The organism is Ruegeria sp. THAF57 (assembly GCF_903914075.1).
In the GTDB taxonomy this organism is placed as follows: Bacteria; Pseudomonadota; Alphaproteobacteria; order Rhodobacterales; family Rhodobacteraceae; genus Ruegeria.
In genome coordinates this window covers 672,075-691,892 of the sequence record NZ_CAIWNQ010000003.1, presented here as the reverse complement: position 1 = coordinate 691,892, position 19,818 = coordinate 672,075, and the positions used below count along the sequence as shown (strand labels likewise).

Sequence of the window (19,818 nt, the reverse complement as noted above, 5' to 3'; positions counted from 1 at the left end):
CACGTCCACCTCAACCGTCGGGTTGCCCCGACTGTCAAGAATTTCCCGGGCGTGGATGTCGATGATTGTGCTCATGAGGCCGATCCCTGTGGCTGCATTCAGTTGCACGCCTCATAGCATCACGGAGTCAAAAGTAAACCGGCACTGTTATCGCTAACACCACTATTTCCACAGGTTTAGGGCTAACAGCCAATTGTTTGGGCTAACGTGCGACGATCCGTCAGGCGGCAACGGCCAATTCTCGGGCCAAACGACGCTCACGGATAAAAGTATACATGCCGGACAGGATGATCAGTGAGGCCCCGGCAAGTGTCATAACGTCAGGACGTTCGCCGAACATCAGCATCCCCGCCGCAATCGAAAAGACAAGGCGCGTATAGCGGAACGGTGTCAACGCCGAGGCCTCTCCGATCCGCATTGCCGTCACAATGGCGTAATACGCCAAAACACCAAAGCCGATCGCGCCCAGATAGGGTCCAATCTGTCCGGACTGCAGCGGAGTGACAGGTTGCCCCGACAAGACCATAAGCGCCGCGCCCGCCACCGCGATCGCCACATAAGCCTGCAACGCCACAACGGACGACGCCACACGCGCATCAAGCTTGCGCGTAATTAAGTCGCGCGCAGCGATTGCGACTACGGTTGCCACAACGAAAAGCGATTCGGGCTGAAACCCTGCCAAACCTGGGCGAATAATCATCAGGACGCCGACAAAACCGATTCCGATCGCACTCCACCGCCGCCAACCGACATGTTCCCCCAGAAACAGCGCGGCCCCCATGGTTACCGCCAAAGGCATGGCCTGAAAGACCGCAGCAACGGTTGACAGCTCCACCAGCGACAAAGCCGTTACAAACGTCACCGCCCCGAATGCCTCGGCCCCTGCCCGTGCCATCGGCAACGGTTGCCACGCCAGCGGGTCAAATATGCGCTTTCGGGTCGCCAGCGACATACCTGTGAACAAAAACCCGCAGCTTACCCCCAGAACAATCATGATCTGACCGGTAGGAACACTGGTCGACAGGTGCTTGATGAACATATCCTCAAGCGCAAAGGCCGCCATCGACCCTATGATCAGCAAAATGCCGTGTACGTTGTTCATGCGCGTTTCCAAAGAAAGGGGCAGGTAAATGCCAAGCCCTCAGATCAGGAAAACCGTAACATCCTAGACGTCGCAAGCGATATTGCGACGTGTTTCATGAAATCGCGTGCGACTGCCGATCGCGTTTCGTGATGGGTCAGTCCTGTTCCAGCGGAACACCGTACAGTTCCAGCCGGTGCCCTTTCAGCTTGTATCCCAGCTTTGCCGCGATCTTCTCTTGCAGCGCTTCGATGTCGGGGTCTACGAATTCGATGACTTTGCCCGACTGCATGTCGATGAGGTGGTCATGATGATCCCGCTCGGCGTCCTCATAGCGCGCGCGGCCGTCGCCAAACTCCAGACGTTCCAGAATTCCCGCCTCCTCGAACAGTTTCACGGTGCGGTAAACGGTGGCTATCGAGATCCCCGAATCCACCTCTGACGCGCGTGCATACAGCTGTTCGACATCCGGGTGATCTTCGCTTTGCTGCAACACATGCGCTATGGTGCGGCGCTGACCTGTCATGCGCAGGCCCTTGGCCTCACAACGGGCGATGATCGTATCGGACATGAGTGACCCTCGGGGCTTATTCGGTTCTCTGTCTTAATACGTCTGCGCGGCTGGCGCCACAGGGGATTTGCATTCTATGCGGCGCGCCGAAGATCAGCCCATATTGGCAAATGATCCGAAGCAATATGCGCTGGCCGAGCGTCATGGACACCATGCAGGATGGCCTCTAACCCGTCGCCCAGCGCAATCCTATCCAACGCGCCCAGCGGCTGCGCGGCGGGAAAGCTGGGAACGGGCGGCAGAAACCGCATGTCCGGCGCCAGATGATCCAACACCGGCTGCCGCGACCATTCGTTGAAATCGCCTGCCCAGACCGTCGGCATCTGATCGAGATCATTATCGAACCGCCGCAGATGCGTGATCTGTTGACGTCTGGACGCGGGCAACAGGCCAAGATGCATTCCCATAACCCGCAGTGGGCCGATCTGCGTATCAAACTCGACCCGTACCGCGCCCCTAGGCTCTAGCCCCGGCAGGTCGTGGTGACCTTTCTCCCGTTCCTGAATTGTATCGCCACGCCAGATGACAGCGTTGCCGTGCCAGCCCAAACTGCCCGCACCGCCCAGATCTACGATCTTCCAACCCGCTTCATCCAACATGAAATGAGGCAGAGCCGCCGGTCGTGGAGGCAGGCGTTTGTCAGCCTCTTGCAAAACCACGATATCGGCTTCCATGCTTTCGATCACCTGCAGGATGCGCTGAGGCTGGCGACGAAAGTCAAGCCCGACGCATTTCTGGATATTGTAACTCGCAATGCGCAGGGTTGAATGAGTTTGCATTTGGACCTGATCAAACATTTGAACCAAGAGTGCCACGATGACTGTCAGGTGCAACCCCCCGACGCCCGAATGATGCGCTGATACAGGATTTTGAAGGCGGCCTCGTTCAACAGCCCAAGATTTCCGCGCTTCACGGCCGGACATGGACCGACGTACATGTTCCACTTGATCCCCAGCCAACGTTCCCTCTATCCCGACAACAGGCCAGTGCTGCTTGCCGACTTCCGAGGACGTTCATGACTTCCAACTCAGTTCACACGGACAATACCACTCGCGCCAGCGTCATCCTTGTCATTGGCGGAATGATGTGGGGGCTGTATTGGATTCCGGTCCGGTTCTTCTATGACCTTGGCTTGACAGGCCCGTGGCCGGGTATCGCGATGTATGGCTCGGCCCTGCTTGTTCTGATCCCTATGGTTTGGCGCGAGCGTCTGGCGCTGGCCTTACAATGGCGAAATCTCGCCCTTAGCGGGATGTTCACCGGGGCAGCGTTCAGCCTGTATTCCCTGAGCCTTGTCTACACGGACGTCGTCCGCTCGATCCTTCTGTTCTATCTGACGCCAATCTGGGGGACGATACTTGGGATGGCTTTCCTGGGCGAGCGCCTAAGCTGGGGTCGCTTTGCCGGGCTGGTCTGCGGGATCGCAGGGTTGTTCGTCGTGTTGGGCGGCGAAGGCTTTGTGCCATGGCCTCAAAACGCAGGCGACTGGCTGGCGCTGGCGTCGGGCATCTGTTGGGCGCTAGGGACCCTTGGGCTGTATCGGGCCAGCAATATTTCCGTTTCCGGGCAGGTGTTTGCCTTTGTGTTGGGCGCACTGATCCTGTCTTTTCTCAGCCTCGCCCTTATTCGCGGCCCTGTTCTGCCCGCCCTCGCCCAAGGCGACTATCTTTGGATACTTCAACTTGCCCTTCTGTCCGCCCTATACACGCTGCCCATGGTCTATATGACGATCTGGCCCGCGACCAAGCTGTCCCCCGCGCGGGTTGGCATCCTGTTGATGAGCGAGGTTGTCGTCGGTATCGCCTCGGCCGCTGCGTTTTCGGGCGAACCCTTTGGTCTGCGCGAACTGTTGGGTGCCGTTCTGATTGTCGGCGCAGCAGTCTTGGAAATCGTGCGCAAATAATCACGAACGCTTATGTCCCGCAGAATGTCGCATGCACCACTTCGCTCTGTTCCGGAGGACGTTTGAGGTCGGCCTCATCGGGTTGTTCCTTAAACGGCTGCGCCAGAACCCGGTTCAAGCGATGGAACGGGCCATAGTCACCCTGCACAGCCGCCTCAATCATTTGTTCAACCCGATGGTTGCGCGGGATAAAGGCGGGGTTCGCCGCGACCATGACCGGGAATGGATCGTCTTCCCGCTGTAACCGAGCCTTCCAACCCTCAGCCCATGCGTCAAACGCAGCCGGGTCCATGAATTGATCGCGGGCTGTATCGCTGCCCAGCGCGCGGAACGTATTGGTGAAGTCGGCCTGATTTTGCGCCATGCGCACCAATAGATCAGTAATCAACCCCTCATCCCCCTCTTCCGAGGTCGACAGTCCCAATTTGGACCGAAAGCGTGCTTGCCAGTTCTCTTGCAACAAATCCGGCATGGCATGAACAATCTCGGTCGCTTCTTCCACCGCCGCCTGCTTGTCCTCGACCTGTTGGATCAGGGCGGTCGCAAGCTGCGCGGCATTCCAAACGGCAATCTCAGGCTGGTTGGAATAGGCGTAGCGGCCCATACGGTCGATCGAGCTGTAGACCGTATTCGGATGATAGGTGTCCATAAAGGCGCAGGGTCCATAATCTATGGTCTCGCCCGCGATCGAGCTATTGTCGGTGTTCATAACGCCGTGAATGAAGCCCACGCTCATCCATGCGGCGATCAGTTCGGATTGTTTCTGGACCACGGCGCGCAACAGACCCATTGGCCCTTTGGCCTGAGGGTAGTGCCGTTGAATAGCGTAGTCCGTCAGTTGGCGCAGGCTGTCAAACTGGCCACGCGACGCAAAGACCTGAAACGTCCCCACGCGCAGATGACTTTGCGCAACTCGCGTCAGCACAGCGCCGGGCATAGGCCCTTCGCGCAGGACGACCTCTCCGGTTTCAACCGCAGCCAGCGCCCGTGTCGTTGGAATGCCCAGCGCGTGCATCGCCTCGGACACAACGTATTCCCGCAGGACCGGACCCAGCCAGGCCCGTCCGTCGCCCTGTCGGGAAAACGGTGTTGGACCCGAGCCTTTGAGCTGAATGTCCCGGCGCACCCCGTCGTTCCCAACGGTTTCACCCAACAGAACGGCGCGACCATCGCCAAGTTGCGGGTTGTAGTTGCCGAACTGGTGCCCGGAATAAAGCTGCGCAATCGGCTCGGACCCTTCGGGCAGCGTATTCCCGGCAAAGGCCTCGGCCATTTCCTGCACATCGCCCGGAGTGACGCGCAAAACACGCGCAAGGTCTTCGTTGAACGCGATCAGTTGCGGTGCACGCACGGGAATCGGAGCCTGCCGAGCATAAAAGCTGTTGGGAAGCCGGGCATAGGTGTTGTCGAATGGGATCATCAGGGTCATGCGGCAAACATATTCCTGATCCGGCCGAATACCATAGCGGATCACGCAAACCCGTGCATAATCATTCGCAACCACGAGGCACCAATGACTGCACAAGACATCATCGACCAGCTGAAACTGAAACAACACCCCGAAGGCGGCTGGTTTCGCGAAACCTGGCGCGCGGAAAACGAAGGCCGCGCCACGGGCACCTGCATCTATTTCCTATTGGCAGAGGGTGAGCGCAGCCACTGGCACCGCGTCGACGCGACCGAGATTTGGCTATTCCACGCTGGTGCGCCGCTTATCCTGTCCATCAGCGATACAGATACCGGGCCTGCCGTGGATCACGTGCTGACCCCAGACCTTTCCAAAGGCGCGCCCCAACTGCTTGTGCCAAAAGGCCATTGGCAAGCCGCCCGGTCCACTGGAGCTTACACCTTGGTCAGTTGCACCGTGTCACCGGGGTTTGAGTTTGACGGCTTTGAACTGGCTGATCCCGGCTTTGACATTCCCCGAGGTTGAAGAATGGACCACCGCGCCCTCATAGCCTCGATACCGCCAGAGGAAAAAGACCGCCTGCAAGAGCGTTCGAACATCGCAGGATTGCTGCACCTTTCCCTATATGTCCTGCTGCTTTTGGTAACGAGTTTAGGCATTGCCTTACGGGTCCCGCTCTGGCCACTTCTGCTGCTGCCTCAGGGTCTGCTTCTGGTGTTTCTGTTTACACTCAGCCACGAGTGCACGCATAAAACGCCCTTTCGCACCGGCTGGCTGAACGACGCGGTTGGTCACCTTGTTTCGTTGCCTATTGCCCTGCCCTTCACGTGGTTTCGGTACTTTCATCTGGCCCACCACAAATGGACCAATGACCCGGACAAAGACCCGGAACTGGGCGGCAAACCCAGACCGGAGCGCTGGCCTGACCTTATGATCTACCTCAGTGGCTGGCCGTACTGGAAAGGCATGGCGCGCGTTCTCTTTCACAATGCGATCGGAAAGATCGACGCGCCTTACCTGCCCCAGCGACAACATCGCACAATGCGGATTGAGGCAGTATTGCTGCTTGGCCTCTATGCGCTTGCGGGTATCAGCATGTTTTTCACACCGATCCTGTTCTGGCTGTGGCTGCTTCCGGTTCTAATCGGCCAACCATTTCTGCGCTTGTACCTATTGGCAGAACACGGTCTCTGCCCGCCGGTCGCCAATATGCTTGAGAATTCACGTACCACCTTCACCAACCGCATGATCCGGTTTTTGGCGTGGAACATGCCCTTTCATGCGGAACATCATGCGTTTCCGAATGTACCTTTCCACAAATTACCGTCCCTGCACCGCTGGACTAAAGTCCACCTGCAATCCACCTCGGACGGGTATGCTGAGTTTACGGCAGACTACGTGCACGCGCTGGAGCGCTGATCATACCACCGCCAACCAAGGCCCTGACCCCGGTCGTTCCCGGGCACGAGGTCGGCAACCCCTTGGCCACGCGGACGGCGAGATAGGCGAAGGCCTGCGCTTCCAGCATGTCTCCGTCTAGACCCACGGCTTCGACCGGTTCGACCGCGCAGTCGAGGCCCGCGCGCAGCATTTCCATCAAGACCGGATTGCGGCGGCCTCCGCCCGTGACCAGCGCGCGCGCGGGGGGCTTGGGGCAATGCTCCATCCCCTGCATCACGCCTGCGGCACACATGCCCGTCAAGGTTGCCACGGCATCGGAGTCGGACAGTTCCTGCACCAACCCGATCATTTCCGCGAAATCGTTCCGGTCCAGCGATTTGGGCGGCACCTTGTTAAAGAACGGCTCGGCCAGAAACAATTCAAGCGCACCCATCTCGACCGTTCCGCCGCGCGCAACTGCGCCATCCCGGTCCATCGGCAAACCAAGCCGTGTTTGCATCAGGTCATCGACCGGCGCATTGGCCGGGCCGGTATCAAAGGCCAGCAGCGCGCCAGGGGCTTCGGGGCCGTCAAAACCGGGGTCCACGTAAGTCAGGTTCCCTACCCCGCCGAGGTTCAGAAAACACAGAGGTTCCTTGGCCCCAATCCATTTGGCACAGGCAAAGTGAAAGAACGGCGCAAGCGGCGCGCCTTCACCTCCCATTGCGACATCGTCGCTGCGGAAATCCCACACGACGGGAACGCCCAACGCCTGAGTCAAACCGTCGCCGTCGCCCACCTGCAAGGTTCCCCGCCCACCCGGTTCATGTGCAAGCGTTTGGCCATGAAAGCCGATCAGGTCGATCTCATCGAATTCAGAAAGTGCTTCGGCATGGGCGATGGTCACCAGTTCAGCGGCGGCATCGACTTCGGGACCATGCCAATGGCCCAAGGCAGACCTGAGTGTGGCACGTTCTTCGTCGGAATATGCGCGATAGCCACTGGGACCGAACCCCATGATACGCACCCCGTCGGTTTCGACCACGGCTGCGTCCACGCCATCCAAAGACGTGCCCGACATTGCGCCCAGTGCTTTGACCGTATCCATTTTGCCAATTACCCGGCCCATGCCTTACCTGCCCATGCCTTACCTCTTGCGTCCTTCGCGCCCGTTGGATCAGCGCGTTGGCCACAACCTGCACGGTAACGTAAACACAACGCAAGCCACATCAGGCGCACCGCGCGCTTTTCCTGCAAAAGGTGCCTTTTCCTTGCCACCCCCACCGCCTATACACTGCCCCGCAACACAAACCCAAAGGGCACGGATATGACCTACCACCCCAAATCGGATTTCATCGCCACGATGATCGAGCGCGGCTTTCTTGCCGACTGCACCGATTATCAAGGCCTTGACGACGCGCTGATCAGTGGGGTGCAAACAGCCTATATCGGTTATGACGCCACCGCGCAGTCGCTGCATGTCGGTCACCTGATGAACATCATGGTTCTGCGCTGGCTGCAAAAGACCGGGCACAAGCCGATCACCCTGATGGGCGGCGGTACGACTAAAGTGGGTGACCCCTCGTTCCGGTCGGACGAACGCCCACTGCTGGGCCCCAAACAGATCGACGCCAACATCGCAGGGATGCAGAAGGTTTTCGCCAAGTACCTGTCCTATGACGACAGCGACACCGGCGCGCTGATGCTGAACAATGCGGAATGGCTGGACAGCCTGAACTACCTCGATTTCCTGCGCGATATCGGGCGGCATTTCTCGGTCAACCGGATGCTGTCCTTTGAATCCGTAAAATCCCGTCTGGACCGCGAACAATCGCTGTCGTTCCTCGAATTCAACTACATGATCCTGCAGGCCTATGACTTCCTTGAGCTGAACCGTCGCTATGGCTGTGTTCTGCAGATGGGTGGCAGCGACCAGTGGGGCAATATAGTCAACGGCATCGACCTAACGCGCCGGGTTCTGGATCAGGAAATCTATGGCCTGACCACACCCCTGCTGACCACCAGTGATGGCCGCAAGATGGGCAAATCACAGGGCGGAGCGATCTGGCTGAACGGCGACATGCTAAGCGCCTATGAGTTCTGGCAGTTCTGGCGCAACACCACCGACGCCGACGTAGGCCGCTTTCTGAAGATCTTCACCGAGCTGCCCGTGGACGAGTGTGACCGTCTGGCCGCGCTGCAAGGGTCCGAGATCAACGAGGCTAAAATCCGCCTCGCCAACGAGGTCACCACCCTGCTGCACGGGGCCGAGGCCGCCGCGACCGCGGAAGCCACAGCGCGCGAAGTGTTCGAGAAAGGCGGCGTGGGCGACGATCTTCCGACCCTGACCATAGGTGCGGATGAATTGCCTGCCTCGATCGTGCAGTTGATCGTCAAGTCCGGCCTCGCCAAATCCGGCAAGGAAGCCAAGCGCCTGATCGCGGAAAACGGAGCCAAACTGGACGATGCACCGCTGACAGATGCGGGGTTGATGATCGACGCAGGCGCGCTGTCATCGCCGATCAAGCTGAGCGCAGGGAAAAAACGGCACGCGCTGGTTCAACTGGGCTGAACGTTCGATTTAACTGATAGGCAACACAAGAAAACGGCCACCCACTGGGTGGCCGTAATTTTCGTAAAGCTACGTTGTAGTTGGTGAAGCCAGGTTAGCGCTTGCCGCCTTTGCCGCCGCCGTGTCCTCCATGGCCGCCCTTGCCGCCTTTACCGTCGCCGTGACCGCCTTTTCCGCCGCCATGGCCACCTTTGCCACCGCCTTTGCCTTTACCGTCGCCATTGCTACCGCCGTTTCCGTGACCGCCGCCACCATTGCCTGAGCCTCCGCCCTGACCATTGTTGCCGCCGCCATTCCCGGTGCCCGGACCTGACCCGCCATTATTGCCGCCGCCATTGCCCGGGTTTCCGTTATTGCCGTTCCCGTTTCCGGGGCCGCCGTTGTTTCCGCCGTTGCCGCCACCGTTGTTTCCACCGTTGCCGCCGCCGTTGTTTCCACCGTTGCCGCCGCCGTTGTTTCCACCGTTGCCGCCGCCGTTTCCAGGGTCGTCGTTACCACCACCGTTTCCAGGGTCGTCGTTGCCGCCGCCGTTTCCGGGGTCATCGTTGCCGCCGCCGTTACCGGGGTCATCGTTGCCACCGCCGTTACCGGGGTCATCGTTGCCACCGCCGTTACCGGGGTCATCGTTGCCGCCGCCGTTACCGGGGTCATCGTTACCGCCGCCGTTGTTTCCGCCGTCGCCGCCATTATTTCCACCCGGCCCAGATCCCGCTTGGCTCACTTGATCGTCGTTCGGGTTTTCGCCTGAATTTGAAAATGCCCCAATCGACGCCGTTGTGAAATCTGTCAACAATGTGGCCAAAGCGGGGCACTGCTCGCCGGTAACCGCCAATGTCGTTTCAAAATCAGACCGTCGCTGTAGACGCTCAATAAAGCTTGGCGTCACTTGCGTACAATCACACAGGGCCTGATAGTCACCCGCATTGGCCGCGATCCGCGCCGTTCTTGCATTGCAAACTTCTGTCGAAGCCTGCGCAGTTGTTGCCATCAACACCCCGACGAACGGGGATACCACCAAGGCTGAAACGCTTGATTTCAGTCTTATCCGCATCATTAATCTCCTTGCGCCCTAAAAACCCAAGTACTCCAGGCTTTTCGATTACAAAGTGGAAGCCGCAGATGAAGCGCGGTTAAACGCATACTGAAAATGCGTTAACATGAGGCTCGCCACCACTCATTACACCCAACCAGAACACCAGTTGTGACGGTTATTGCGCATGGATATACAATATGTACCCGCGCCACCAATCAAATGTGGTCACAATATGTCGAAACTAAGGAGAGGTTACGGAAATGCAACTACCCTCAACCGCCGCCATAATCACAGGCGGCGCATCCGGGCTTGGCGAGGCAACCGCTCGGTACTTTGCCGAAAACGGAGCACAGGTCACTATTCTGGATCGCGACGGCCAACGCGGAAATGAGGTTGCGACTGAGATCGGTGGGCACTTTGTCGAGACGGATGTGACAGATGAGGCATCGGTCACCGCTGCTATTGATTATGCTGTAGACAGGATGGGTCGGATCACCGCTGTGGTGAACTGTGCTGGCATCGCCGTGGGCATCAAGACGGTTGGGAAAGAAGGCCCTCATCCACTGGACCCATTCCAACGCACGATCGACATCAATCTGGTGGGAACGTTCAATGTTTCGCGCCTGGCAGCCGAACAGATGGCAAAGAACGCGCCCGAGTCGGACGGCGCACGGGGTGTGATCATCAACACGGCGTCGATTGCAGCGTTTGATGGTCAGAAAGGCCAAACCGCCTATGCCGCATCCAAAGGTGGGATCGTGGGTATGACATTGCCGATGGCCCGTGACTTGGCCTCATCCGGTATCCGCGTGATGGCCATTGCACCCGGAATATTCATGACGCCGATGCTCGCTGGCCTGCCGGAAGAGGTACAACAGCAACTGGCGGCGGATGTCCCAAGCCCTGCGCGCCTTGGCGATCCGCGTGAATTCGGGCGGTTGGCCGGGTTCATCGTCGAAATGGGCTATTTGAACGGAGAGGTCATCCGTATCGACGGCGCCCTTCGAATGAGGTGACCGTCAGGCTCCTTCAGCCTTTTCTTCCAGCATCAGCCATTCTTCTTCGGCTGCTGCCAGCTTTTCTTGCCGTTCAACCAGCGCCTCGGTTGCTTTCTGAAATTTGACCGGCTCGCGAGTGAACAGGTCGGGATCGGACATGAGCTCTTCGAGCTTACCGATCTCGGCCTCAAGCCGTTCCAATTCAGCAGGCAGCTTTTCCAGACGGTGTTTTTCGGAAAACGACAGGCCCGATTTGGGCTGACTTTCCTGCTTTACCTTAGGTTTTGAAGGCTTTGTTTTCTCAGTCTTCTTTTCGAAAACGTCACCGCGCTGCGCAATATAGTCGGACCACCCGCCCGCATAGACTGTGGCGCGGCCATTGCCCTCCATCGCGATGGTGGTCGTGGCGACACGGTCCAGAAAATCGCGGTCGTGACTGACCAGCAGAACGGTCCCGTCGTAATCGTCCAGCAGTTCCTGCAGCAAATCCAGCGTTTCCACATCCAGATCGTTGGTCGGTTCGTCCAGCACCAGCAGGTTCGAGGACTTAGCCATCAGCTTGGCCAACAAAAGCCGCGCTTTTTCTCCACCTGACAAGGACTTGACGGCGGCCCTTGCCTGCCGTTCGTCGAATAGGAATTCCTTGAGATAGCCGACAACATGCTTGGGCTGACCGCCCACCATCACCTGATCGGCCTTACCGGAAACGCGCATCTCGGGGTCGCCGGTCAGGCTGTCCCACAGGGTCATTTCCGGGTCCAACTGCGCGCGGGTCTGATCGAAGACGGCAATCTCAAGGTTGGTTCCAAGCGACACAGAGCCTTCGTCCGGTTGCTCCTGACCCAGCAGCATTTTCAGCAGGGTCGTCTTTCCCACACCGTTGGGGCCGACAAAGGCCACCCTGTCCCCGCGTTGCACCAACAGATCAAAATTCCGAACGATCTGCTGCGCCCCAAAAGATTTGGCCAGCCCTTTGGCCTCAATCACTTTTCTGCCAGACTTGGGCCCGGCTTCCAGCGTCATCGCGGCCGAACCCTGACGCTTGATCTGTGCTGCTTTTTCTGCCCGCAGCGCCTGCAACGCGCGTACCCGGCCCTGATTGCGTTTACGCCGCGCACTGATGCCTTCGACAGCCCATTTCGCCTCGGATTTGATCAGACGGTTCAGTTTGTGACGCTGCTGATCTTCTTCTTCCCAGACTTTGTCGCGCCACGCCTCGAATGCTTCAAAGCCCTGTTCTTGCCGCCGAACAACCCCACGGTCGATCCAGAGGGTCGCGCTGGTCAACGCACGCAGAAATGCACGGTCGTGCGAGATCAGGACATAAGCCGCGCGGGTCGACCCCAACTCGCGTTCCAGCCACGCAATCGCTTCAATATCTAAATGGTTGGTCGGCTCATCCAGCAGCATCAGGTCGGGCGCTTCGGCCATTAGCTTGGCCAGCGCCGCACGGCGGCGTTCGCCGCCCGAGGCTGTCTCAACAGCGCGCGACGGATCAAATTTCAAACCTTCACCCGCGCGTTCGACCTTATATAGCTCTCCGGGCTCCAACCCGCTGGAGGCATAATCGCCAAGCGTGGCAAACCCATCCATCCCCGGGTCCTGCTCCATATAACCCACAGATTTTCCAGGGGGGATAACGATGTCGCCTTGATCAGCCTCAACCAGCCCGGCCATCACTTTCATCAGTGTAGACTTACCGGACCCGTTCCGCCCGACCAGCGCAACGCGGTCGCCCGGCTGAACCACCAGATCCAACCCCGAAAACACCGGGTCGCCCCCAAAGGTCAGGGAAATACCGGCCATCTGCAACAAAGGAATTCTCGCCATGCCCGCCAGCTAAACCGGCAGGGCCAAGGCGTCAACGTCGATTACCCGACAACCGTGCGCAACAGACGCTTTCGGGCCGGGGGAATCGCGCCGATTTCAAGTCCCGTAAAGACATGGAGCGTGTTCATGTGGCGATCGACAACCGCGTGATCGCTGACCCACCCTCCCATCATTAGATAAGTGCGCAGCAACGGCGGCATCCGAAGCATTGCCTTCTTGGCATCGGGCCTGCGTCGCAGCCGTGCGGCAAAGCGGAATACATCGGGCGCCTTCACGCGCGGCAACCAGCGCTTTGGGGCCAGATGGCGATGTTTCAACATGGCAAACGCGTCCAGATACTCGGACGTTTCTGTCCCGGCAAATGATGAGCAGCCGAACAGCATTTCCACATTATTCTCGTCCACATAGGCGGTCATTGCCCCCCATGCGACGCGCAGGATGTCAGGGTCAGTCCAGTCAGGATGAACGCAGAATCGCCCCATCTCGACCATACGGCCGGTGAACCCTTCAAGCGCCGAGAGGTCGTAGAACTGAGCGGAATAGCTGCGCCCGACCTCGGACCCCTGATCCATCGTTAGCATCCGAAAGCAGCAAACCAATTGCCCGCCGGCGCGCGTATCTTCGACCAGAATATGTGCGCAGAGGGGATCGAAACCGTCCTGATCCACCTGTTCCGTTCCAAAGGCCAGCGTCCGCAGTCCCTGCGCCGCCGCAATATCCTGCGGCGTTCGCGCCAGACGCGCGCGATAGCGGCCCTTGCCGAGCAATAGTGCCATGGTCGCACCTCCGCGGTTGCAGACCCGTTTCTTCCTGCTGCGTGACTATCACACTATGTGTGACCGTCGTGTGACTGCGACAAGAACTGGCTACAAATTAATTGGTCGCGCCGGGAATGTTCGCAGGGTTGAAGTTGCCAATGTTGCCAAGCAGTTGACGCAGGAAGCCCCGGCCCTCGATACTGGAATCGGTCACGCGGCGATCCAACTGAACGACAACTCCGTCCTCAAGCCCGAAGCGTTCGATATTGCGCACGACCCCACGTTGATCAAAGCTGATCGCGACCAGTTGACGTTCGACGACTTCGGGGCGTTTAGGGCCGTAATGTCGGACTTTGGAGCGCACATAGTAATAACCGGAGTCCCGCACCACGCCGGACGACGTTGGCGCGCCGACGGCTTCGATCACGCTGTCGCGGGTGTCGACGCCGACTTTGATCTCTGCCAGCTCTTCTGGTGTGGGGACATACCCGTGATTCTCGAAAACAGGCGTACACGCACCGGCGACAACCAGACACGCCCCAAATACAAGCGCTTTGGACGCCGGTTTCAACCTGTTCACAACCTTCAACATTCACACCCTCTTGCCTTGGCCCCTTGCGGACCCTATCCGATTACATCAAACCGCAGCCCCGGTTCAACACAGGAAAGGGTCACGAATGAGCAACCAGACTTCTCTGCGGGTCGCAGACCTGCCCCAGAACACGCCAACCACCTTTGATCTGCGCCCAGATGCCAGATGGCTGGACGTGATCAAAGAGGATCTTGGCCTGCTCGGATTGCGCAAACTCAGCTTCGTTGGCGAACTGCGCGCGCACGGCAAACGGGACTGGGCTTTGACTGGGAAATTGGGGGCAACGGTCATTCAGCCTTGCGTCGTGACATTGGAACCGGTCACGACCAGGATCGACACGGCGGTATCCCGCATGTTCCTGGCAGAATGGTCAGACCCTGACGAAGAAGAGTTCGAGATTCCCGAAGGCGACGACTCGGAACCTTTGGGGGCCGAGATTGACCCGGCGCAGGTCATGATCGAGGCGCTGTCGCTGGCGCTGCCGCAATACCCGCGCAAGGACGGTGCAGAACTGGAACAGGCCGACTATACTGAACCGGGCAAACAGGCGATGACAGATGAAGACGTCAAACCCTTTGCCGGGCTTGCCAGTTTGCGCGATGCGATGAAAAAAGACGAGTGACACCGCGCAGATTTCCTGTCATAGCACGCCCTCAGAAAAATCGCTTGAACATGTCGAGAATCGCAGTATTTTCGCGCGCTCATCGGAATTTGGGTTGGACATTGCGGGGCTCGTCCCCTAAACGCGCGTCAAACCACGAGAAAAACGAAGAATGAAACCCGGCCCACAGCGAATCTGTTGGCCCTTAGTAGACAAAGGTTGAGACCATGGCTGTCCAACAGAACAAAGTTTCCAAGTCGCGCCGCAACAACCGCCGCGCACATGACGCTCTGGTTGCTGCAAACCCGAACGAATGCCCCAACTGTGGTGAGCTGAAGCGCCCGCACCACGTCTGTGCGTCCTGCGGCCACTATGATGACCGTGAAGTCGTCGCTCAGGCCGACGAAATCGACCTGGACGAAGACGCGGCCTAAGCCTTTCTTAGTGCAGGCCAAGGCATGACAGATAAGCCCAAGCACGCCGGACGGATTACCATTTCGGTTGACGCAATGGGCGGAGATTCGGGGCCTGCCACGGTTGTGGCAGGCATCGCGCAATCAGCGAATAAGAACCCCGACATTGCCTTCGTTCTGCACGGGCCCGAAGCCCTGCTGCGCAAACTTGTCGCCAAACGACGTGTCCTGAATGGGCGCGTCGTTTTTCGTGATTGCCCCGATGTGGTCACGATGGAAGACAAGCCTAGTCAGGTTGTTCGCAACGGCAAGCAGACCTCGATGTGGTCGACGCTGGAATCAGTCCGTCAGGGCGAGGCGCATGGCGCCGTGTCCTGCGGCAATACCGGCGCGCTTATGGCCCTATCCATGATGCGGCTTCGCAAACTGCCGGGCGTGAACCGTCCGGCAATTGCGATTCTGTGGCCTTCTCGCAACCCGCAGGGCTTTAACGTGATGCTGGATGTCGGCGCAGATGTTCGCGCCGACGCCAAGGACCTGCTGCAATACGCGCTGATGGGCGCGTCCTATGCCCGCAACGGCATGGCGCTGGAAAGACCCCGCATCGGATTGCTCAACGTCGGAACGGAAGAGCACAAAGGCCGCGCCGAATTGAAAGAAGCGCATTCGATGATCGCGGACTTCGCGGATCAGGCCAGCTTTGACTTTGTGGGCTTTGTCGAAGGCAGTGACATTCCCGGAGATAAGGCGGATGTCGTTGTAACCGATGGGTTTACCGGCAACGTCGCTATCAAAACCGGAGAAGGCACCGCCAGCCTGATCGGTGACTTGTTGCGCGAGGCGTTCAAGTACTCTCCTTTGTCCCGCCTGGCCTCTGTGCTTGCGATCACCTCGCTGAATCGCCTCAAAAAGCGTATCGACCCGCGCCGTGTGAATGGCGGAGTTTTTCTGGGTCTGAACGGGACAGTGGTCAAGTCACATGGCGGCGCTGACGCGACAGGGGTATCAGCGGCGGTAAAACTGGCCTTCACCTTAGCCCAATCGGGCTTTGCTGAAAAATTGGCGGCACGGGTTGCATCCACAGCCGAGCTTGCACAAGATGCCGCGCACGCACCGCCGAAAGCGGGCGAATAACAAAAAAGGCAGTACCTCAGGATGGCAGGCCGTTCAGTTGTAGTTGGTGTCGGACACTATTTGCCAGAGCGCATTGTTCCGAATTCCGAGTTTGAAAAGACGCTCGATACGACGGATGAGTGGATCAGAACCCGCTCGGGTATCGAACGGCGCCACTTTGCCGCAGACGATGAAACAACGTCGGATATGGCAACCAAGGCCGCCGAAGCCGCACTGGCAGATGCTGGCCTGACGGCTGACGACATTGATGCCATCGTTCTGGCAACTTCCACGTCGGATCTGACCTTTCCTTCTGCGGCCACCATGGTGCAGTCCCGGCTGGGCATGACCAAGGGGTTCGCCTTTGACGTTCAGGCCGTGTGCGCCGGGTTTGTCTATGCCCTGACCAACGCCAATGCCCTGATTCTGTCGGAACAGGCCAAACGCGTGCTGGTCATCGGGGCCGAGACATTTTCGCGCATCATGGACTGGACTGACCGGTCGACCTGCGTGTTGTTTGGCGACGGTGCCGGCGCGCTGATCCTAGAGCGTCAGGAAGGCAACGGAACCTCGGACGACCGAGGCATCCTGGCCACCGATCTGAACTCGGACGGGCGCTACAAGGACCTGCTTTATGTCGATGGCGGTGTTTCCACGCAAACCACCGGCTTTCTGCGGATGAAGGGTAACCAACTGTTCCGCCAAGCTGTTGAGCGTTTGACGTCAACTGCAGAAAATTGCTTGGAAAAAGCCGGTTTAGGTCATGAGGATGTGGACTGGATCGTCCCTCATCAGGCGAATATCCGCATCATTCAGGGCACCGCCAAGAAGCTGGGCGTTCCGATGGATCATGTCGTTGTCACGCTTCAGGACCACGGCAATACTTCGGCCGCTTCGATTCCGCTTGCGATGTCAGTGGCAAAGCAACGCGGTCAGTTCAAACCGGGCGATCTGCTTGTGACCGAGGCAATCGGCGGTGGATTGGCATGGGGTTCAGTCATCCTGCGGTGGTAACAGGCACAAAACGGCTTACACACACGACTGCAATTCATTGATATTGACAGTGAATTTGCCCTGACCCTATGCTTTACCATCAATAGGGGAATAGGCATGGGCGACAAAACACTGACCCGAATGGATCTGAGCGAGGCCGTCTTTCGAGAAGTTGGCCTTTCACGCAACGAAAGTGCGCAACTGGTTGAAAGCGTTCTAAACCATATGTCCGACGCGCTTGTACGTGGTGAGCAGGTCAAGATTTCGTCGTTCGGCACGTTCAGTGTGCGCGACAAAACTGCCCGTATCGGCCGCAACCCCAAAACCGGTGAAGAAGTTCCAATTCAGCCGCGCCGCGTGCTGACCTTCCGCCCGTCGCACCTGATGAAGGATCGCGTCGCCGCAGGAAACCGTAAATAAGATCAGGACAGCAGGGTCATGAGCAAGTCCCCAGACGCCTTTCGCACAATCAGTGAAGTTGCGGATTGGCTGGGCGTGCAAGCTCATGTGTTGCGATTCTGGGAAAGTCGTTTCAGCCAGGTAAAACCGGTAAAGCGCGCAGGTGGGCGTCGGTACTATCGTCCGAATGACATGCGGCTGCTTGGTGGCATCAAGAAACTGCTGCATGAGGATGGCATTACCATCAAAGGCGTTCAGCGCATCCTTCGGGAACAAGGTATAGCGCATGTCGCTTCGCTGTCGCAGAGTCTGGACGAAACGGCACAACCCGATCCGATCGCTGACAATAACGTTGTTGTTCCCTTTGCAACCAAGCCAGCCCCTGCCCAAGAGCAGATTACGCTGGATCTCGAGGCGGCCAAGCCACCTGAACCTGCGCAACCGGAACCGGCTCCGGTCGTCGAAACACCACAAAATGACGCCCCTCAGCACTCCGAACCAGAATATCTGGATGAAGCACCGCTGATGGGGGGCATTGCGACTCAGGCGTGGAACAGAACGGATTTCGACGACAGTCTGTTGCGCCAAATCGCACCTGTCGCCAAAGAGCTGCGGGCCGTGCTGGATCGAATTGAAAACCGATCGGCGGGATAAGAAAAAAGGCGATGATTTCCTCTTGCCCCTGCCGGGAAAGTCTTTATGAACACCCCAACGTCGGGCTATGGCGCAGCCTGGTAGCGCGTCCGTCTGGGGGACGGAAGGTCGCAGGTTCGAGTCCTGCTAGCCCGACCAAATCACACCGACGTTTATGGCAGACAGGCCAGATCCCGCTCTGGCAACAGGGGGGATCGGAATGACAGGCGTATGTCCAAACCAGCAGATCGAAGGCATGATTGCGCGCGGTGAGATTACCGCCAAGCCCGCGATCATCGACCCGCAGGTGCAGCCGGCCAGCCTGGACTTGCGTCTGGGAACAGTGGCTTACCGCGTACGCGCATCCTTTCTGGCGGGCGAAGGACGCTCGGTCGCCGACCGTCTGGCCGAGTTCGAGATGCACCGGATTGATATCAGCGATGGCGCGGTTCTGGAAAAGGGCTGCGTTTATCTTGTTCCGTTGATGGAATCACTTGCCCTGCCCGACAGCATAACCGCAGTCGCCAATGCCAAAAGCTCGACCGGGCGACTGGACTTGTTGACCCGCACCATCACCGATGGCGGGACCGAGTTTGACCGGGTGCCCGCAGGATATTCTGGCCCCTTGTATGCCGAAATCTGCCCCCGCTCGTTCTCGGTTCTTGTGCGGCCGGGTATGCGGTTGAACCAGATTCGCTTCCGAGAGGGTCAAGCGGTGCTGAGCGACGCGGAACTGACTGCACTGCACAATGACTCGCCCCTTGTCGATGGGCCTGCAGTCATTCAGGACGGGTTGGGCTTTTCAGTCGATCTGCAACTGCCGGACACCGATCTGGTCGGCTATCGCGCCAAACCGCATACTGGTGTGATCGACCTTGACCGGATCGGAGAATACGATCCGCAGGAATACTGGGAGGAAGTGCGCACCACCGATGGCCGCATCATCCTTGATCCCGGTGCGTTCTACATTCTGGTCAGCCGCGAGGCGGTGCATATCCCGCCCATGTACGCTGCGGAAATGGCCCCTTACCTGGCCATGGTTGGTGAATTCCGCGTACATTATGCTGGTTTCTTCGACCCCGGTTTCGGCCATGCCGCCGCAGGTGGTGCTGGTTCACGCGGTGTTTTGGAGGTGCGCTGCCACGAAGCCCCCTTCGTGTTGGAACACGGGCAGGTCGTCGGACGGCTGGTGTATGAGAAAATGGCCGAAATGCCTACTCAGCTTTATGGCGCGGGTATCGCCTCAAACTATCAGGGACAGGGCCTGAAACTGTCCAAACATTTCAAAGCAGTCAGCTAGAACTTCATGAAACGGCGCATCTGACGGGTCATCCGCTGCGCCTGCTTCATATTCTGTTTCTGCCGATTGGCGTTCTGCTGCATGTGACGGTCAGCTTTGGCGTTTGGCTGTTTTCCGGATTGGCGCCCCACACGACCTGCCATGTCAAAGCCTTTGTTCACACCCTTACTGACGAGGCGGCGCATAACCTGACGCACAATCATGTCGATCAGTCGATTGGCATTCATTGCTTAACTCCGT

At 58.4% G+C, this 19,818-nt stretch carries 22 protein-coding genes and 1 tRNA gene; 13 read left to right on the top strand and 10 right to left on the bottom strand.

Annotated features, from left to right (window positions below):
• Window positions 1-220 precede the first annotated feature (220 nt).
• The 3 genes from RUESEDTHA_RS11295 to RUESEDTHA_RS11285 form a co-directional block, all read right to left on the bottom strand.
• Window positions 221-1,102, bottom strand: a complete 882-nt coding sequence (locus RUESEDTHA_RS11295) for a DMT family transporter (RefSeq protein ID WP_180886851.1) — start codon at window positions 1,100-1,102, stop codon at window positions 221-223.
• A gap of 136 nt (window positions 1,103-1,238) precedes the next feature.
• A complete protein-coding gene (locus tag RUESEDTHA_RS11290) occupies window positions 1,239-1,652 on the bottom strand; it encodes a Fur family transcriptional regulator (protein WP_180886850.1) in 414 nt (137 codons plus the stop codon).
• 74 nt (window positions 1,653-1,726) lie between these two features.
• Complete coding sequence (locus RUESEDTHA_RS11285) at window positions 1,727-2,431, bottom strand: endonuclease/exonuclease/phosphatase family protein (protein ID WP_180886849.1); 705 nt, start codon at window positions 2,429-2,431, stop codon at window positions 1,727-1,729.
• A gap of 236 nt (window positions 2,432-2,667) precedes the next feature.
• Between RUESEDTHA_RS11285 and RUESEDTHA_RS11280 the strand changes: the two genes are divergently transcribed.
• The gene (locus RUESEDTHA_RS11280) at window positions 2,668-3,555 is read left to right on the top strand and encodes a DMT family transporter (RefSeq protein ID WP_180886847.1); all 888 of its coding nucleotides are present in this window, start codon (window positions 2,668-2,670) and stop codon (window positions 3,553-3,555) included.
• A 10-nt stretch (window positions 3,556-3,565) separates the two neighbouring features.
• Here RUESEDTHA_RS11280 and RUESEDTHA_RS11275 read toward each other — a convergent pair whose 3' ends face one another.
• A complete protein-coding gene (locus tag RUESEDTHA_RS11275; protein WP_180886845.1) occupies window positions 3,566-4,984 on the bottom strand; it encodes a YdiU family protein in 1,419 nt (472 codons plus the stop codon).
• A gap of 84 nt (window positions 4,985-5,068) precedes the next feature.
• Between RUESEDTHA_RS11275 and RUESEDTHA_RS11270 the strand changes: the two genes are divergently transcribed.
• Both RUESEDTHA_RS11270 and RUESEDTHA_RS11265 read left to right on the top strand, forming a co-directional pair.
• Window positions 5,069-5,488, top strand: coding sequence for a cupin domain-containing protein (locus RUESEDTHA_RS11270; protein WP_180886843.1), 420 nt, complete (start codon window positions 5,069-5,071; stop codon window positions 5,486-5,488).
• A gap of 3 nt (window positions 5,489-5,491) precedes the next feature.
• Window positions 5,492-6,382 carry a fatty acid desaturase gene (locus tag RUESEDTHA_RS11265; RefSeq protein WP_180886841.1) on the top strand — a complete coding sequence of 297 codons (891 nt, stop codon included), beginning with the start codon at window positions 5,492-5,494 and terminating at the stop codon, window positions 6,380-6,382.
• On the opposite strand, the gene RUESEDTHA_RS11260 is transcribed toward RUESEDTHA_RS11265, so the two are convergent.
• Entirely contained in the window at window positions 6,348-7,472 is a 1,125-nt protein-coding gene (locus RUESEDTHA_RS11260; protein ID WP_180886840.1) for an anhydro-N-acetylmuramic acid kinase, read from the bottom strand. The two genes, RUESEDTHA_RS11265 and RUESEDTHA_RS11260, sit on opposite strands and share 35 nt — an antisense overlap.
• A gap of 198 nt (window positions 7,473-7,670) precedes the next feature.
• Here RUESEDTHA_RS11260 and tyrS point away from each other — a divergent pair, with 198 nt between their 5' ends.
• On the top strand, window positions 7,671-8,915 hold the full coding sequence (gene tyrS, locus RUESEDTHA_RS11255; RefSeq protein ID WP_180886838.1) for a tyrosine--tRNA ligase: 1,245 nt from the start codon (window positions 7,671-7,673) through the stop codon (window positions 8,913-8,915).
• A gap of 94 nt (window positions 8,916-9,009) precedes the next feature.
• Here tyrS and RUESEDTHA_RS11250 read toward each other — a convergent pair whose 3' ends face one another.
• Entirely contained in the window at window positions 9,010-9,966 is a 957-nt protein-coding gene (locus tag RUESEDTHA_RS11250; protein WP_180886836.1) for a hypothetical protein, read from the bottom strand.
• A gap of 242 nt (window positions 9,967-10,208) precedes the next feature.
• Here RUESEDTHA_RS11250 and RUESEDTHA_RS11245 point away from each other — a divergent pair, with 242 nt between their 5' ends.
• On the top strand, window positions 10,209-10,964 hold the full coding sequence (locus RUESEDTHA_RS11245; protein ID WP_180886834.1) for a 3-hydroxyacyl-CoA dehydrogenase: 756 nt from the start codon (window positions 10,209-10,211) through the stop codon (window positions 10,962-10,964).
• A 3-nt stretch (window positions 10,965-10,967) separates the two neighbouring features.
• Here RUESEDTHA_RS11245 and RUESEDTHA_RS11240 read toward each other — a convergent pair whose 3' ends face one another.
• From RUESEDTHA_RS11240 to RUESEDTHA_RS11230, 3 genes are all read right to left on the bottom strand, one after another.
• Window positions 10,968-12,776 (bottom strand): ABC-F family ATP-binding cassette domain-containing protein, encoded by a 1,809-nt coding sequence (locus RUESEDTHA_RS11240; protein WP_255431697.1) that lies wholly within the window; start codon window positions 12,774-12,776, stop codon window positions 10,968-10,970.
• A 41-nt stretch (window positions 12,777-12,817) separates the two neighbouring features.
• Window positions 12,818-13,552, bottom strand: coding sequence for a GNAT family N-acetyltransferase (locus RUESEDTHA_RS11235; protein ID WP_180886833.1), 735 nt, complete (start codon window positions 13,550-13,552; stop codon window positions 12,818-12,820).
• A 97-nt stretch (window positions 13,553-13,649) separates the two neighbouring features.
• Window positions 13,650-14,126 carry an outer membrane protein assembly factor BamE gene (locus tag RUESEDTHA_RS11230; RefSeq protein ID WP_180886831.1) on the bottom strand — a complete coding sequence of 159 codons (477 nt, stop codon included), beginning with the start codon at window positions 14,124-14,126 and terminating at the stop codon, window positions 13,650-13,652.
• An 85-nt stretch (window positions 14,127-14,211) separates the two neighbouring features.
• Here RUESEDTHA_RS11230 and RUESEDTHA_RS11225 point away from each other — a divergent pair, with 85 nt between their 5' ends.
• The 8 genes from RUESEDTHA_RS11225 to RUESEDTHA_RS11190 all read left to right on the top strand — a co-directional run bounded on the left by RUESEDTHA_RS11225 (window position 14,212) and on the right by RUESEDTHA_RS11190 (window position 19,578).
• Entirely contained in the window at window positions 14,212-14,748 is a 537-nt protein-coding gene (locus RUESEDTHA_RS11225; RefSeq protein WP_180886829.1) for a DUF177 domain-containing protein, read from the top strand.
• 206 nt (window positions 14,749-14,954) lie between these two features.
• On the top strand, window positions 14,955-15,161 hold the full coding sequence (rpmF, locus tag RUESEDTHA_RS11220; RefSeq protein ID WP_008756996.1) for a 50S ribosomal protein L32: 207 nt from the start codon (window positions 14,955-14,957) through the stop codon (window positions 15,159-15,161).
• Window positions 15,162-15,185: 24 nt separating this feature from the next.
• Window positions 15,186-16,274 carry a phosphate acyltransferase PlsX gene (gene plsX, locus RUESEDTHA_RS11215; protein ID WP_180886827.1) on the top strand — a complete coding sequence of 363 codons (1,089 nt, stop codon included), beginning with the start codon at window positions 15,186-15,188 and terminating at the stop codon, window positions 16,272-16,274.
• Window positions 16,275-16,295: 21 nt separating this feature from the next.
• Complete coding sequence (locus tag RUESEDTHA_RS11210) at window positions 16,296-17,267, top strand: beta-ketoacyl-ACP synthase III (protein WP_180886826.1); 972 nt, start codon at window positions 16,296-16,298, stop codon at window positions 17,265-17,267.
• Between the two features lie 96 nt (window positions 17,268-17,363).
• Window positions 17,364-17,666, top strand: a complete 303-nt coding sequence (ihfA, locus tag RUESEDTHA_RS11205; RefSeq protein ID WP_008755922.1) for an integration host factor subunit alpha — start codon at window positions 17,364-17,366, stop codon at window positions 17,664-17,666.
• 18 nt (window positions 17,667-17,684) lie between these two features.
• Complete coding sequence (locus RUESEDTHA_RS11200) at window positions 17,685-18,299, top strand: MerR family transcriptional regulator (RefSeq protein ID WP_180886824.1); 615 nt, start codon at window positions 17,685-17,687, stop codon at window positions 18,297-18,299.
• 61 nt (window positions 18,300-18,360) lie between these two features.
• A tRNA-Pro gene (locus RUESEDTHA_RS11195) sits at window positions 18,361-18,437 on the top strand.
• 61 nt (window positions 18,438-18,498) lie between these two features.
• Window positions 18,499-19,578, top strand: coding sequence for a 2'-deoxycytidine 5'-triphosphate deaminase (locus RUESEDTHA_RS11190; RefSeq protein WP_180886822.1), 1,080 nt, complete (start codon window positions 18,499-18,501; stop codon window positions 19,576-19,578).
• Here RUESEDTHA_RS11190 and RUESEDTHA_RS11185 read toward each other — a convergent pair.
• Window positions 19,575-19,805 (bottom strand): hypothetical protein, encoded by a 231-nt coding sequence (locus RUESEDTHA_RS11185; protein ID WP_180886820.1) that lies wholly within the window; start codon window positions 19,803-19,805, stop codon window positions 19,575-19,577. The genes RUESEDTHA_RS11190 and RUESEDTHA_RS11185 overlap by 4 nt on opposite strands.
• Window positions 19,806-19,818 lie beyond the last annotated feature (13 nt).